Below are 13,531 nucleotides of genomic sequence, written 5' to 3' on the forward strand. Positions count from 1 at the left end.
CGTTACTCCATCATCTTCTCAATTGGCAGCACCAGAATGGAGCTTGCGCCCAGCGCCTTCAGTTTTTCCATGGTTTCCCAGAACAGGGTTTCGCTGCTGACCATGTGCATCGCCACGCGCTGCTGGTCACCCGCCAGCGGCAGGATGGTGGGGCGCTCTGCGCCCGGCAGCAGGGCAATGACTTCCTCGAGACGCTCGGTTGGCGCATGCATCATGATGTATTTGGATTCACGCGCCTGAATCACGCCCTGAATGCGGGTCAGCAGTTTGTCGATGAGCTGCTGTTTGGCCTCGGCCATCTCACCGTCGCGCTGGATAAGGCACGCTTTGGAGCGGTAAATCACCTCCACTTCGCGCAGGCCGTTCGCTTCCAGCGTGGCGCCGGTAGAGACGAGGTCACAGATGGCATCGGCCAGGCCCGCGCGCGGCGCTACTTCAACGGAGCCGTTCAGCAGACAGGATTTAAACTGCACGCCTTTTTGATCGAGGTAACGCTTCAGCAGGTGGGGGTAAGAGGTGGCGATACGTTTGCCGTTCAGCGCGGCCGGGCCGTCCCAGGCTTCATCGACCGGCGTGGCCAGCGACAGGCGGCAGCCGCCGAAGTCCAGACGACGCAGGGTAAAGTAGCGGGGATCTTCGCCCTGCGCGCGGCGGGTTAATAGCTCTTCTTCCAGTACGTTTTCGCCGATGATGCCGAGGTCAACGACGCCATCCATCACCAGGCCCGGGATATCGTCATCGCGTACGCGCAGAATGTCGATCGGCATATTTTCAGCCAGGGCAATCAGGCGCTGGGTGTGCAGGTTGATTTTAATCCCGCAGCGGGCCAGCAGTTCGCGTGAATCGTCGCTTAAACGGCCTGATTTCTGAATAGCTATGCGTAAACGTGAGTTATCTAACATTCTGTGTTCCTCGTTAACCTGTTTTAACCTGTCTGAATGCGGTCCAAAAAAAAGCCCCCGGAAGATGATCTTCCGGGGGCTTTTTCATGCGTTCATGCACCACTGGAAGATCCAAACGTCTTCCAGCACACATCGCCTGAAAGACTAGTCAGGATGATGGTGATGATGGTGGTTTTTAAAAGGAACGCGTGTCATATAAATTCTCGTTGAATGCTTATGCATTTGATGTCTTTTAACCTAAACCAGTTATACGCCATAAAGCAAGGGCTTTTTTTGATCATTAATTCATTTCATATTGATGGTATGAATTGTGCGTTCCACCAGGCTGGCGTAGCCTTATAACAGGGGTAGTTAAGCGGAGAATGTACATGAAAAAGGTCGCGATTGTCGGGTTAGGGTGGTTAGGAATGCCGCTGGCGATGTCATTAGCCGCGAAAGGCTGGCAGGTGACAGGGAGTAAGACCACCCGAGATGGAGTTGAAGCGGCACGCATGTGCGGCATCGACGGTGTCGAGCTGCGCCTCGAACCCGAGCTTATCTGCGATACCGACGAGCTGGACGAACTGATGAATGTGGATGCGCTGGTCATAACCTTACCGGCGCGACGCAGCGGGCCGGGCGAGACGTTTTACTTGCAGGCGGTGCAGGAGATTGTCGACAGCGCCCTGGCGCATCATATTCCGCGTATCATTTTTACCAGCTCGACCTCCGTCTATGGCGATATCGACGGTACGGCGAAGGAGAACACCGAGCGCCGTCCGGTGACCGCCAGCGGCCGGGTACTGAAAGAGCTGGAAGACTGGCTGCACAATCTGCCCGGCACGCAGGTGGATATATTACGTCTGGCCGGGCTGGTGGGGCCGGGGCGCCATCCGGGGCGCTTCTTTGCCGGTAAATCCGCGCCGGATGGTCAGCACGGGGTTAACCTTGTGCATCTTGAAGATGTTGTCGGCGCAATAGAACTGCTTTTACAGGCTCCGAAAGGGGGGCACATCTATAATATATGTGCGCCTTCACACCCGGCGCGCAGCACCTTTTATCCGCTGATGGCCCGCCAGCTTGGCCTGGCGCCGCCGGTGTTCAGTGATGCGCAGGGGGAACGCAAAGGCAAAATTATTGATGGCAATCGTATTTGCCATGAACTGGGATTTGAGTATCAGTATCCCGATCCGCTGGTTATGCCCATGGAATAACTGCATCAGCGGAGACAATCGCACACCGCAAGGGGGCGAAGATGAAACCGCTGCTGGATGTTCTTGTTATTCTGGATGCGCTTGAAAAAGAGGGGAGCTTTGCCGCCGCCTCGGCGAAGCTCTATAAAACGCCTTCGGCTCTGAGCTATACCGTGCAAAAGCTTGAGAGCGATCTTAATATCCAAATCCTTGACCGTTCCGGGCATCGCGCGCGATTCACCCGTACAGGGCAGATGCTGCTGGAAAAAGGGCGTGACGTGCTGCATGCGGTGCGCGAGCTGGAAAAGCAGGCCGTTAAGCTTCACCAGGGCTGGGAAAACGAGCTGGTGATTGGGGTTGATGATACTTTCCCTTTTTCACTGCTTACCCCGCTTATCGAGGCTTTTTATCAGCGCCATAGCGTCACGCGTCTGGTTTTTATCAACGGCGTGCTGGGCGGTTCATGGGACGCCCTGACGCAGGGCAGAGCGGATATTATCGTTGGAGCCCTGCACGAGCCTCCTCAACTGAGTGAATTTGGTTTCGCCCGGCTGGGCGTGCTGGAGCAAATTTTTGCCGTTGCGCCTCATCATCCGCTGGCAAATGAACCGGAGCCAGTTTCAAGACGCGTCATCAAAAACCATCGCGCCATTGTGGTGGGAGACAGCTCGCGTCCCGAGTGCGGTATTTCATCGCAGCTTCTGGATGAGCAGGAGGCCATCACCGTTTTTGATTTTAAAACCAAGCTGGAGCTGCAAATAAGCGGCCTCGGGTGCGGTTACCTTCCCCGTTATTTAGCCCAGCGGTTTATAGAAAGCGGCGCGCTGGTGGAAAAACAGGTTTTAGCGCAGAGCAGTAACGAATCGGTATGGGTAGGCTGGAATGAACAAACCGCCGGGCTTGCCAGCGCCTGGTGGCGAGACGAAATTTTAGCAAATAGTGCTATCGCGACAGTTTACACTCAGGCAGATGATGGTAAATCAACCAGTTAGAAAAATTATTTTATGGGCACGTTTCTCAATGTATTGCCTTTTGTATCTTGAATAGGGCAAAATGCCGCCGCTGCAAACAAATAAATAATCGACGATATAAAAGGCGTCGGTTATTTTTTTTTGCATGTACGAAACGAAACTAAAAACCAAGAGGCCGGGCTTCGTACCGGATAGATACTTACTAAAATCCGACAGTTGTTGTCGCTGAGGAAGAAAGAAATGGGGCAATTTTTCGCTTACGTGGCGGTTATCACCGTAAAGGAGATTAACTATGTCGCATAACGCAACTCCAAACACCTCTCGCGTGGAATTACGTAAAACGCTTACGTTGATTCCGGTTGTCATGATGGGCCTTGCCTATATGCAACCGATGACGCTGTTCGATACATTCGGTATCGTATCAGGCCTCACGGACGGTCATGTGCCGACGGCTTACGGCTTTGCACTGATTGCGATCCTCTTTACCGCGCTCAGCTACGGTAAACTGGTGCGCCGCTATCCGTCTGCCGGTTCCGCCTACACCTATGCCCAGAAATCCATCAGCCCGACGGTCGGCTTTATGGTGGGCTGGTCTTCGCTGCTCGACTATCTGTTCGCGCCGATGATCAACATTCTGCTGGCAAAAATCTATTTTGAAGCGCTGGTGCCATCGATTCCATCCTGGATGTTCGTCGTGGCGCTGGTGGCCTTTATGACGGCCTTTAACCTGCGCAGCATCAAGTCCGTTGCCAACTTTAACTCCGTTATCGTTGTGCTTCAGGTTGTACTGATTGCCGTGATCCTCGGCATGGTGATTTACGGTGTGTTCCACGGCGAAGGCGCGGGCACTCTGGCGAGCAGCAAGCCGTTCTGGTCTGGTGATGCGCATGTGATCCCGATGATTACCGGGGCGACGATTCTGTGCTTCTCCTTTACCGGTTTTGACGGTATCAGCAACCTGTCTGAAGAAACGAAAGATGCAGAGCGCGTGATTCCGCGTGCAATCTTCCTGACGGCGCTGATTGGTGGCCTGATCTTTATTTTCTCGACCTATTTCCTCCAGCTGTACTTCCCGGATATCTCTCGCTTCAAAGATCCGGATGCTTCTCAGCCGGAAATTATGCTCTATGTGGCGGGTAAAGCGTTCCAGGTCGGCGCGCTGATCTTCTCCACCATCACCGTACTGGCGTCCGGTATGGCCGCGCATGCAGGCGTTGCGCGTCTGATGTACGTTATGGGCCGCGATGGCGTATTCCCGAAAAGCTTCTTCGGCTACGTGCATCCAACATGGCGTACCCCGGCGATGAACATCATTCTGGTCGGTGCGATCGCGCTGCTGGCGATTAACTTTGACCTGGTGATGGCAACGGCGCTGATTAACTTTGGTGCGCTGGTGGCGTTTACCTTTGTTAACCTGTCGGTGATCTCTCAGTTCTGGATCCGTGAAAAGCGTAACAAGACGCTGAAAGACCACTTCCAGTATCTGTTCCTGCCGATGTGTGGTGCTATGACCGTGGGCGCGCTGTGGGTTAACCTGGAAGAGAGCTCAATGGTGCTTGGCCTGATTTGGGCAGGTATCGGCCTGGTTTACCTGGCCTGCGTGACGAAGAGCTTCCGCAACCCGGTTCCTCAGTACGAAGACGTCGCGTAAGACTGTGTCGGGTGGCGGCTACGCCTTACCCGACCTGAATACCCCGTAGGCCCGCGTAAGCGAAGCGCCACCGGGCAAAAAAAACCGGAGACGATGGTCTCCGGTTTTTTTATCTCTGCATTTCAGATGAGCTCTTGCGCATACTGGTATAGCGCTTTCAGCAGCGCCTGTTTCTCGGCATTCCCTTCATACTGGCCGTAAAGCATCTCCAGCTCCTGAGCGTAGCTGTTGAGAAATTCCGGGGTAAAGACGTTGCGTCGATGCTGTAGCCAGCGCTCCTGCTCAGCCTCATCCAGCGTGCCGGGATAGTTGCGCGCCCGGTAGTTAAACAGCAGCTTCTCAATGCGCGTGTCCACAAAGGTGATATCCAGCGCGGGCAGATTCCGCGGGTCGGTTTGCAGCACGATATTCATCGCCGCGCGGTCGGCGTCGCTGAAGAAGCCGTTATAAAGCTGCGCATCCACGTTTTCAGACGGCACGAACGGCTCTGCTTCGGCAAAAATGGCGACAACTTTCTCGCGCACCTGCGGGTTGTCGCGCAGCACTTTCAGGTTATCGAGGCAGTGCTGACGGTTAATCCCCAGCCGGTCGGCGTCTTCCGGGCGCAGCGTATTGGCCTGGGCCAGCACCGGACATTTATTGATGTGCACCAGTTTAACCGGTACAGCGGGCAGGTCACCCAGCGCCTCTTTCGGCGTATACAGCCGTTCACGCAAGGTGTCGCTGTCAAGCTCAAGCAGCGGGGAGATATCCCCGGCAAGATCCACCATGATGACGGCGTTACGGTTATCCGGGTGCCAGGCGAGGGGCGCTACCCAGCTCGTGTTCCCGCGCCACGCCCCGAACATCCCTGAAATATGCACCAGCGGTTTCATCTGCGGCACATCAATCAGCGTCATCAGCTTCTGCTTGCTGCGGTGGCTCAGCAGATACTCAAACAGGCGCGGCTGTGCGGTTTTGACGAGTTTCGCCATAGCGATGGTCGCGTAAACGTCTGCCATCGCGTCGTGGGCATTGCTGTGCTCGATACCGTTGGCGCGCGTCAGGTGCTCGAGCCTGAAGCTCGGTAATCCGTCGTCGTTCTCCGGCCAGTGAATCCCTTCCGGGCGCAGCGCATAACAGGCGCGCATGATATCCAGCAAATCCCAGCGTGAATTGCGGTTCTGCCAGCTCCAGGCGTACGGATCGTAGAAGTTGCGGTAGAAGATATTACGCGTCACTTCATCGTCAAAGCGGATGTTGTTGTAACCCACCACGCAGGTATTGGGCACCGTGAACAAATCGTGGATGCGACGGGCAAATTCCGCTTCGCTAACGCCTTTATCCCGCGCTTCCTGAGGCGTGATGCCCGTCACCATCACCGCGCCCGGCTGCGGTAGATAGTCATCGGCGGGCTTGCAGTAAAACACCTCGGGTTCGCCGATGATGTTAAATTCCTCATCGGTACGGATAGCCGCAAACTGCGCCGGTCGGTCCAGCGCCGGATGGGTGCCAAAGGTTTCGTAATCGTGGAACAAAAAAGTCGGGCGCGCGGCAGAGTCAGACACCAGTAATCTCATCCTGTTAAAAATTGACGTCTCTATGGTAAACGATTGGGGTGAGCAGTCCGAATAAAAAGCACGGTCAGACAAGAAATTTGCGAGATCTGTTCCAGAAAAATTTGCGCATTGTCACATTTTTTTGCAATTAAGGCAGGTAACGACATCAGAACTGCCGTAAAAAGGTCATCGATTTTTACTGACCTGAGGATATACCGTTGAAACGCCGTCTGTTTATTGCTGTTTCTTTACTCGCTTCGAGTATTTCATCCGCGCTGGCCGCCGAGCCGCTGGATTTTTCACCTCAGCCGCCTGCCATTCAGGCAGGATCCTGGGTATTGATGGATTACACCACGGGTCAAATCTTAACGGCGGGCAACGAACATCAGCAGCGCAATCCGGCGAGCCTGACCAAACTGATGACGGGGTACGTTGTCGATCGCGCCATTGATAGCCACCGTATCAGCCCCGATGACATTGTGACGGTCGGACGTGACGCCTGGGCGAAAGGCAATCCGGTCTTTGACGGTTCATCGTTGATGTTTCTGAAGGAGGGCGACCGGGTTTCCGTGCGCGATCTCAGCCGCGGCCTGATTGTTGATTCCGGCAATGACGCCTGCGTAGCGCTGGCGGATCACGTGGCGGGCGGTCAGCCGCAGTTCGTCAGAATGATGAATGACTACGTCGAAAAGCTGAACCTGCGCGATACCCACTTCGAAACCGTACACGGGCTGGATGCACCGGGTCAGCACAGCTCCGCCTACGATCTCGCCGTGCTTTCCCGTGCCATCATTCACGGCGAACCTGAGTTCTACCACATGTACAGCGAGAAAAGCCTGACCTGGAACGGCATTACCCAGCAGAACCGTAACGGGCTGCTGTGGGATAAGACCATGAACGTGGATGGCCTGAAAACGGGGCACACGTCGGGCGCGGGCTTCAACCTGATTGCCTCCGCGGTCGACGGTCAGCGTCGGCTGATTGCGGTGGTGATGGGCGCAGACAGCCCGAAGGGGCGTGAAGATCAGGCGCGCAAGCTGCTGCACTGGGGACAGCAAAATTTCGATACGGTGCAGATCCTGCATAACGGCAAAAAAGTGGGTACCGAACGTATCTGGTACGGCGATAAAGAGCAGATCGCGCTGGGCACGGATCAGGACTTCTGGCTGGCCTTGCCCAAAACGGAAGTGCCGAATATCAAGGCAAAATACGTGATGGATAAAAAAGAGCTGGAAGCGCCGATTGCCGCGCACCAGCGGGTAGGGGAGATCCAGCTGTACGATCGCGACAAGGTGGTTGCGCACTGGCCTCTGGTTACGCTGGAAAGCGTTGAAAAGGGCGGCCTTTTCTCCCGTCTCGGCGATTATCTGCATCATAAGCTCTAACCTTTCGGGCAGACTGGCAGTGTTGCGAGTCTGCTCGCATAATCAACATTCCCGGTTTGCCGATAATCGCGATTCTGCTTTATAGTGTATGTATATACAGTGATAAACGGAGGCAGCATGGACTACAGCGTCAGGCAGCAACAGAAACGTAAAATCGCAGGCTTTCATCTCGTGGGGCCGTGGGAAAAAACGGTCAAGCAGGGGTTCGAACAGCTCGTGATGTGGGTAGACGGGCGTCATATTCAGCCGCAGGAATGGGTAGCCGTTTATTACGACAACCCGGATGACGTGCCGGCGGAAAAGCTCCGCTGCGATACCGCCGTCACGGTCCCTGATGATTTCACTGTTCCTGAGAACAGCGAAGGGGTGATGATGACCGAAATCGCTGCCGGGGATTATGCTATCGCCGCTGCCCGTGTGGAAAATCATGATTTTGCCACCCCCTGGAACCAGTTCTTCAACTCCCTTCTCCAGGACAACACCTACCAGATTGCGCCAAAACCGTGCTTCGAACGTTATCTGAATGATGGCAATGCAGACGGCTACTGGGACATTGAGATGTTTGTACCGGTAGAACACAAGGTGGGATAAGCCTGCGAAAAGCAGGGTTTTTGAGGCGGATGCGATCCACCCGCCTCAAAACACAGTACAATTGTGGTTTGCCGTAAAGCTGGAGACGGGTGTGCGCCCCGACAAGTCATTAACCCCATTTGAAATTCGGTTATACAAACATTATCGCGTGGTGCACGGTTGCCGCATTGCGCTGGCGTTTGTGTTGACCTTCGTACTGGTTCGTTTGCTGGATATCCCGGAAGGAACGTGGCCGCTGATCACGCTGGTGGTGGTGATGGGGCCGATCTCATTCTGGGGGAACGTGGTTCCTCGTGCCCTCGAACGCATAGGCGGCACCGTTTTAGGCTCGGCGCTTGGGCTTATCGCCCTGAAGCTGGAGCTGATTTCATTCCCGATCATGTTGCTGTGGTGCGCGGGGGCAATGTTTCTTTGCGGGTGGCTGGCGCTGGGCAAGAGGCCGTATCAGGCGCTACTGATTGGCATAACGCTTGCGGTTGTGGTCGGCGCGCCGGCGGGCGATATGACTACGGCACTGTGGCGAAGCGGGGACGTGATCCTCGGCTCGTTGCTCGCCATGCTGTTTACCGGCATCTGGCCGCAGCGCGCCTTCCTGCACTGGCGTATTCAGATGGCAAACTACGTCACGGCATTTAACCGCGTCTACCAGGCCGGGTTTTCGCCGAATCTGATCGAACGCCCGCGGCTGGAAAAGCACCTGCAAAAAATCCTCAGTGACGTGGTCAAAATGCGCGGGTTGATTACCCCGGCAAGCAAAGAAACGCATATCCAGAAAGCCATTTTTGAAGCCATTCAGACGGTCAGCCGTAATCTGGTCTGTATGCTTGAACTGCAAATCAATGCCCACTGGGCTTCACGCCCCAGCCACTTTCTGATGCTCAACGCGCATACGCTGAAAGAGACGCAGCAGATGACGCAGCAAACCCTGTTGACCATCGCCCATGCGCTCTACGAAGGGAATCCACAGCCCATACGGGCAAACAGCGAGCGGCTGAACGAAATCGTCGCCGAGCTGAAACAGCTGATGAATGAGCGTCAGGCCGACAATGTGGCGGAAACGCCCATCCACGGCTATGTCTGGCTGAGTATGGAGCTGGCACGACAGCTGGAATTATTATCGCAGCTGATTTGCCGGGCACTGCGCAAATAAAAAGCGTACGTGATGCCTGCTGCTTCGATTCAGCAGCAATTAGGGTTATGATGGTTTTAAACGATATACTCATTGTCATTCGCAGCCGCTGTCTGTTAAAACGGTTGCCTTAACGAATCCGAATCTCACATTATCAGGGGTGTAAAAATGGAAACTATTAAGCCTTCGTTCCAGGATGTTCTGGAGTTCGTCCGCCTGTTCCGCCGTAAAAACAAGCTACAGCGTGAAATCCAGGACGTAGAGAAGAAGATCCGTGACAACCAGAAACGTGTCCTGCTGCTGGACAACCTGAGCGACTACATCAAGCCGGGGATGAGCGTTGAAGCTATTCAGGGCATCATCGCCAGCATGAAGAGCGATTACGAAGATCGCGTTGATGACTACATCATCAAAAATGCTGAGCTGTCCAAAGAGCGTCGCGATATCTCCAAAAAGCTGAAGGTGATGGGCGAAATCAAAAACGTCGACGCTAAAGGCGAGTAATCGCGCAATCTGTTGCCCGGTGGCGTTGCGCTTACCGGGTCTGCGATTCCGTAGGTCGGGTAAGGCGTAGCCGCCACCCGACAATTTTACCGAACGCAGAAAAGCAAAAAGCCTGCTTTGAAAGCAGGCTTTTTAAATGTGGCTCCTCTGACTGGACTCGAACCAGTGACATACGGATTAACAGTCCGCCGTTCTACCGACTGAACTACAGAGGAATCGTTGTGGAGGCTTATCTTAGCGGCGAAAAAACTTTTGTCAAACCTCATCTTAGGCAAAAGTGACTGATTGATGATTCTGTCGTCATTTTGTTGCCATTTCAGACATAATTTAATGGAAAATACTTTGCAGGATATGCATTTCTGCCCCATCATTTGAAATGGAGTTTCAACTTTCTCGCTAAGGTCCATTTTGAACGTCACCGCACCCATACGCCAGGCGATTATGCGCACGCCCTGGTATGCCAAACGTAAAAGTTATCGAGTTCTGTTCTGGCGTGAAATCACCCCCCTTGCCGTGCCTATTTTCCTGGAGATTACCTGCGTCCTGCTGATGGGCGTTCTCAGCACCTTCCTGGTGAGCTGGCTCGGCAAAGAAGCGATGGCCGGGGTAGGGCTGGCGGACAGTTTCAACATGGTGGTGATGTCCTTCTTTGCCGCCATCGATCTTGGGACGACGGTGGTGGTAGCGTTTAGCCTCGGCAAACTCGATCCGAAACGCGCCCGGGAAGCGGCCAGACAGTCGCTGATGATCATGACGATTTTCTCGATCGCTCTCGCGGCGGTCATTCATTACTACGGGAAAGAGATCATCGATATCGTCGCCGGCGAAGCGACCGGTGAGGTGAAGGCGCTGGCGCTCACCTACCTTGAAATGACGGTGCTGAGCTATCCGGCGGCAGCCATCGCGCTGATTGGCAGCGGCGCGCTTCGTGGCGCAGGCAATACCAAAATTCCGCTGCTGATAAACGGTGGGATGAACATCCTGAACATTATCATCAGCAGCGTTTTGATTTACGGCGTCTTCTCCTGGGATGGCCTGGGCTTTGTCGGTGCCGGTTTAGGGCTGACGATTTCCCGCTATATTGGTGCGGCGGCGATCATTGGCGTCCTCATGGCGGGCATCACGCCGTCGCTACGCCTGACGCTGAAAAGCTATTTCCGTCCGCTTAACTTCGCCATTATCTGGGAAGTGATGGGCATCGGGATCCCGGCCAGCATCGAATCCGTGCTGTTTAACGGCGGGAAACTGCTGACGCAGATGTTTGTTGCCGGGATGGGCACCGACGTCATCGCCGGCAACTTTATTGCCTTCTCCATCGCCTCGCTGATTAACCTGCCGGGTAACGCGCTGGGCTCGGCGTCGACCATTATTACCGGTAAACGCCTCGGCAAGGGGCAGATAGGGCAGGCGGAACGGCAGCTTCGCCACGTCTTCTGGCTTTCAACCATCGGGTTGACCGCGATTGCGTGGGGCACCGCGCCGTTTGCCGGACTGATGGCCTCGTTTTATACCCACGAAAACGACGTAAAAGAGGTTGTGAAGGTGCTGATTTGGCTCAACGCGGCGTTTATGCCGATCTGGGCCGCGTCCTGGGTACTTCCTGCCGGGCTGAAAGGGGCGCGCGACGCCCGCTTTGCCATGTGGGTCTCTATGCTCGGCATGTGGGGCTGCCGCGTCGTGGCGGGCTACACGCTGGGGGTGATGCTAGGCATGGGCGTGGTCGGCGTCTGGCTGGGGATGTTCCTTGACTGGGCCGTGCGCGGCGCGCTGTTCTACTGGCGCATGGTGAGCGGACGCTGGCTATGGAAATATCCGCGAAAAAAAGCGGAACAGGCGGTTTCGGAAACCGCAAACGCCTGACAATTGCGCGAAGTGGAGAATAAATCGGCAAACGATTGAAAATCTGCATTCACCCTTTGACATCCTCAGGGCGCATCGATAATATGCGCCCCGTTCACACGATTCCTCTGTAGTTCAGTCGGTAGAACGGCGGACTGTTAATCCGTATGTCACTGGTTCGAGTCCAGTCAGAGGAGCCAAATTTGAAAAGCCTGCTTTTATAGCAGGCTTTTTGCTTTTCTGCGTTCGGTAAACTTGTCGGGTGGCGCTCCGCTTACCCGACCTACGAATCCCAGGCCGGGTGAGTGGTGTGCGTGATGTGTCCTTGTTATCAGCGGAACGGTGGCTCATTAAAGGTGCGCAGCTTGCGGGAGTGCAGTTTATCGCCCTCGGCACGCAGTAAATCTATAGCGCGAATACCAATCTGAAGATGCTCTGAGATCGCCCCTTCGTAAAAACGGTTCGCCTGGCCCGGCAGCTTGATCTCGCCGTGCAGCGGTTTATCGGACACGCACAGCAGCGTGCCGTAAGGGACGCGGAAGCGGTAGCCCTGCGCCGCAATGGTGGCACTTTCCATATCGATCGCCACCGCGCGGCTGAGGTTAAAGCGCAGCGCGGAGGCGGAATAACGCAGTTCCCAGTTACGATCGTCGGTAGTGACCACCGTGCCGGTGCGCAGGCGCTGCTTCACCTCTTCACCCGGCATACCGCTCACCTCTTTAGTGGCGTCATACAGGGCGCGCTGGACTTCCGCGATGCTCGGGATAGGAATGTCTGGCGGCAGAACCGCGTCAAGGACGTGGTCGTCGCGCAGGTACGCGTGGGCGAGAACGTAATCCCCAATCAGCTGGCTTTCGCGCAGGCCGCCGCAGTGGCCAATCATCAGCCAGACGTCAGGGCGCAGAACCGCCAGGTGGTCGCAGATGGTTTTCGCGTTCGACGGCCCAACGCCAATATTAATCAGCGTAATGCCCTGGCCGTCGGCGGTGATCAGGTGCCAGGCCGGCATCTGGTGCTTTTTCCACGCCAGGTCGGAAATGGCCTGCTCCGGCGCTTCGGTTTCAGCGGTGATCCAGATCCCGCCCGCGCAGGACAGGGCGACGTAAGGGCTGTCCGGATCGAGGATCTGGCTACAGCCCCAGCGAACAAACTCATCCACGTAGCGGGTGTAGTTGGTAAACAGCACGAACGGCTGGAAATGCTCGGCTGGGGTGCCGGTGTAGTGGCGCAGGCGCGCCAGCGAAAAATCCACGCGACGGGCGTCAAAGTGCGAGAGCGGTGAAAATTCTGCCGGGTGATAAATTCCGTCCGCCGTCTCGTCGCCAATCTGCGAAAGCTCGGTGGTCGGGAAGTGGCGCGTCAGCCCCGCGCTCATGGAGCGGTCCAGCGTTAGCGCCGAGCCGTCAATCACGTACGGGTAAGGGATTTCGTGCAGCGACGGTTCCACGGATATATGCGCACCGTAATCCTGATACAGCAACGTGAGCTGTTCTTCCAGGTAGGGGCGGAACAGCGCAGGGCGGGTGATGGTCGTGCTGTAACAGCCGGAGTGGGTAAAACGTGCATAGGCGCGGGTTTTCGGATTGCTGCTGGCGCTGCCGTCCCAGGTGACAGAGAGCGATGGATAAACAAAAAGGCCCTGAGTTCTGGCCTTTTCATCGGGAAGTTTCCCTGTTTCGATATATTCACTGATGGCGCTGCGCAGTGCGTTGACGGATTGCTCATACAACGCGTCGAGTTTTTCCAGCGCCTGAGCCGGGGTCAGGCTGGAGCCCTTATTATTCATGTCTGTCTCCTTGTTCCACAGGTGTGCGGCAATACCCGATAGTATGTCACACGCCCGTGAAAC

The 13,531-nt window shown here is 55.4% G+C and carries 12 protein-coding genes, 2 tRNA genes, 1 pseudogene and 1 other annotated feature; of the genes and pseudogenes, 10 read left to right on the forward strand and 5 right to left on the reverse strand.

All coding sequences use genetic code 11. The features are described 5' to 3' along the window. Positions 1–2: 2 nt before the first annotated feature. Together hisG and hisL are read right to left on the reverse strand one after the other, a co-directional pair. On the reverse strand, positions 3–902 hold the full coding sequence (gene hisG / locus IM300_RS19960; RefSeq protein ID WP_006811208.1) for an ATP phosphoribosyltransferase: 900 nt from the start codon (positions 900–902) through the stop codon (positions 3–5). A gap of 45 nt (positions 903–947) precedes the next feature. After that, positions 948–1,071: a sequence feature (His leader region), on the reverse strand. Continuing rightward, a complete protein-coding gene (gene hisL, locus IM300_RS19965) occupies positions 1,047–1,097 on the reverse strand; it encodes a his operon leader peptide (protein ID WP_099516347.1) in 51 nt (16 codons plus the stop codon). (Overlaps the previous feature by 25 nt.) A gap of 173 nt (positions 1,098–1,270) precedes the next feature. Between hisL and IM300_RS19970 the strand changes: the two genes are divergently transcribed. The 4 genes from IM300_RS19970 to plaP all read left to right on the forward strand — a co-directional run bounded on the left by IM300_RS19970 (position 1,271) and on the right by plaP (position 4,696). Beyond that, positions 1,271–2,095, forward strand: coding sequence for an SDR family oxidoreductase (locus IM300_RS19970; protein ID WP_063868371.1), 825 nt, complete (start codon positions 1,271–1,273; stop codon positions 2,093–2,095). A 41-nt stretch (positions 2,096–2,136) separates the two neighbouring features. Beyond that, complete coding sequence (locus IM300_RS19975) at positions 2,137–3,066, forward strand: LysR substrate-binding domain-containing protein (protein WP_063868372.1); 930 nt, start codon at positions 2,137–2,139, stop codon at positions 3,064–3,066. A gap of 219 nt (positions 3,067–3,285) precedes the next feature. Then, positions 3,286–3,348, forward strand: coding sequence for a membrane protein YoeI (gene yoeI, locus IM300_RS22870; protein ID WP_100245854.1), 63 nt, complete (start codon positions 3,286–3,288; stop codon positions 3,346–3,348). Continuing rightward, positions 3,338–4,696 carry a putrescine/proton symporter PlaP gene (plaP, locus tag IM300_RS19985; RefSeq protein WP_003859499.1) on the forward strand — a complete coding sequence of 453 codons (1,359 nt, stop codon included), beginning with the start codon at positions 3,338–3,340 and terminating at the stop codon, positions 4,694–4,696. Before yoeI ends, plaP begins: the two co-directional genes overlap by 11 nt. Positions 4,697–4,818: 122 nt before the next feature. Here plaP and sbcB read toward each other — a convergent pair whose 3' ends face one another. Further along, positions 4,819–6,255 (reverse strand): exodeoxyribonuclease I, encoded by a 1,437-nt coding sequence (gene sbcB / locus IM300_RS19990; RefSeq protein WP_370552250.1) that lies wholly within the window; start codon positions 6,253–6,255, stop codon positions 4,819–4,821. Positions 6,256–6,446: 191 nt separating this feature from the next. On the opposite strand from sbcB, the gene dacD reads away from it, so the two are divergent. The 4 genes from dacD to IM300_RS20010 all read left to right on the forward strand — a co-directional run bounded on the left by dacD (position 6,447) and on the right by IM300_RS20010 (position 9,843). Then, the gene (gene dacD, locus IM300_RS19995) at positions 6,447–7,619 is read left to right on the forward strand and encodes a serine-type D-Ala-D-Ala carboxypeptidase DacD (RefSeq protein WP_146024376.1); all 1,173 of its coding nucleotides are present in this window, start codon (positions 6,447–6,449) and stop codon (positions 7,617–7,619) included. A gap of 117 nt (positions 7,620–7,736) precedes the next feature. Further along, positions 7,737–8,210, forward strand: coding sequence for a DNA gyrase inhibitor SbmC (gene sbmC / locus IM300_RS20000; protein WP_193033669.1), 474 nt, complete (start codon positions 7,737–7,739; stop codon positions 8,208–8,210). Positions 8,211–8,301: 91 nt separating this feature from the next. Beyond that, entirely contained in the window at positions 8,302–9,360 is a 1,059-nt protein-coding gene (locus IM300_RS20005; RefSeq protein ID WP_193038003.1) for an FUSC family protein, read from the forward strand. A 147-nt stretch (positions 9,361–9,507) separates the two neighbouring features. Then, positions 9,508–9,843 carry a DUF496 family protein gene (locus IM300_RS20010; protein WP_063450218.1) on the forward strand — a complete coding sequence of 112 codons (336 nt, stop codon included), beginning with the start codon at positions 9,508–9,510 and terminating at the stop codon, positions 9,841–9,843. A gap of 139 nt (positions 9,844–9,982) precedes the next feature. Here the strand turns inward: IM300_RS20010 and IM300_RS20015 are convergent. Then, positions 9,983–10,058: transfer RNA gene (locus IM300_RS20015), tRNA-Asn, on the reverse strand. 161 nt (positions 10,059–10,219) lie between these two features. On the opposite strand from IM300_RS20015, the pseudogene emmdR reads away from it, so the two are divergent. After that, positions 10,220–11,703, forward strand: a pseudogene (gene emmdR, locus IM300_RS20020) (multidrug efflux MATE transporter EmmdR). Positions 11,704–11,806: 103 nt separating this feature from the next. Beyond that, positions 11,807–11,882, forward strand: a tRNA-Asn gene (locus IM300_RS20025). Between the two features lie 131 nt (positions 11,883–12,013). Here IM300_RS20025 and IM300_RS20030 read toward each other — a convergent pair. Then, positions 12,014–13,468, reverse strand: coding sequence for an AMP nucleosidase (locus tag IM300_RS20030; protein WP_063450216.1), 1,455 nt, complete (start codon positions 13,466–13,468; stop codon positions 12,014–12,016). Positions 13,469–13,531: the final 63 nt, after the last annotated feature.

Origin of the sequence: Enterobacter cloacae complex sp. I2 (assembly GCF_014896205.1) — a bacterium.
In the GTDB taxonomy this organism is placed as follows: domain Bacteria; phylum Pseudomonadota; class Gammaproteobacteria; order Enterobacterales; family Enterobacteriaceae; genus Enterobacter; species Enterobacter quasihormaechei.

What these genes read in the sequence shown, in the direction of transcription:
- hisG (WP_006811208.1), bottom strand. Translation starts at nt 902, where the DNA reads ATGTTAGATAACTCACGTTTACGCATAGCTATTCAGAAATCAGGCCGT.
- IM300_RS19970 (WP_063868371.1), top strand. Translation starts at nt 1,271, where the DNA reads ATGAAAAAGGTCGCGATTGTCGGGTTAGGGTGGTTAGGAATGCCGCTG.
- IM300_RS19975 (WP_063868372.1), top strand. Translation starts at nt 2,137, where the DNA reads ATGAAACCGCTGCTGGATGTTCTTGTTATTCTGGATGCGCTTGAAAAA.
- plaP (WP_003859499.1), top strand. Translation starts at nt 3,338, where the DNA reads ATGTCGCATAACGCAACTCCAAACACCTCTCGCGTGGAATTACGTAAA.
- sbcB (WP_370552250.1), bottom strand. Translation starts at nt 6,255, where the DNA reads ATGAGATTACTGGTGTCTGACTCTGCCGCGCGCCCGACTTTTTTGTTC.
- sbmC (WP_193033669.1), top strand. Translation starts at nt 7,737, where the DNA reads ATGGACTACAGCGTCAGGCAGCAACAGAAACGTAAAATCGCAGGCTTT.
- IM300_RS20010 (WP_063450218.1), top strand. Translation starts at nt 9,508, where the DNA reads ATGGAAACTATTAAGCCTTCGTTCCAGGATGTTCTGGAGTTCGTCCGC.
- IM300_RS20030 (WP_063450216.1), bottom strand. Translation starts at nt 13,468, where the DNA reads ATGAATAATAAGGGCTCCAGCCTGACCCCGGCTCAGGCGCTGGAAAAA.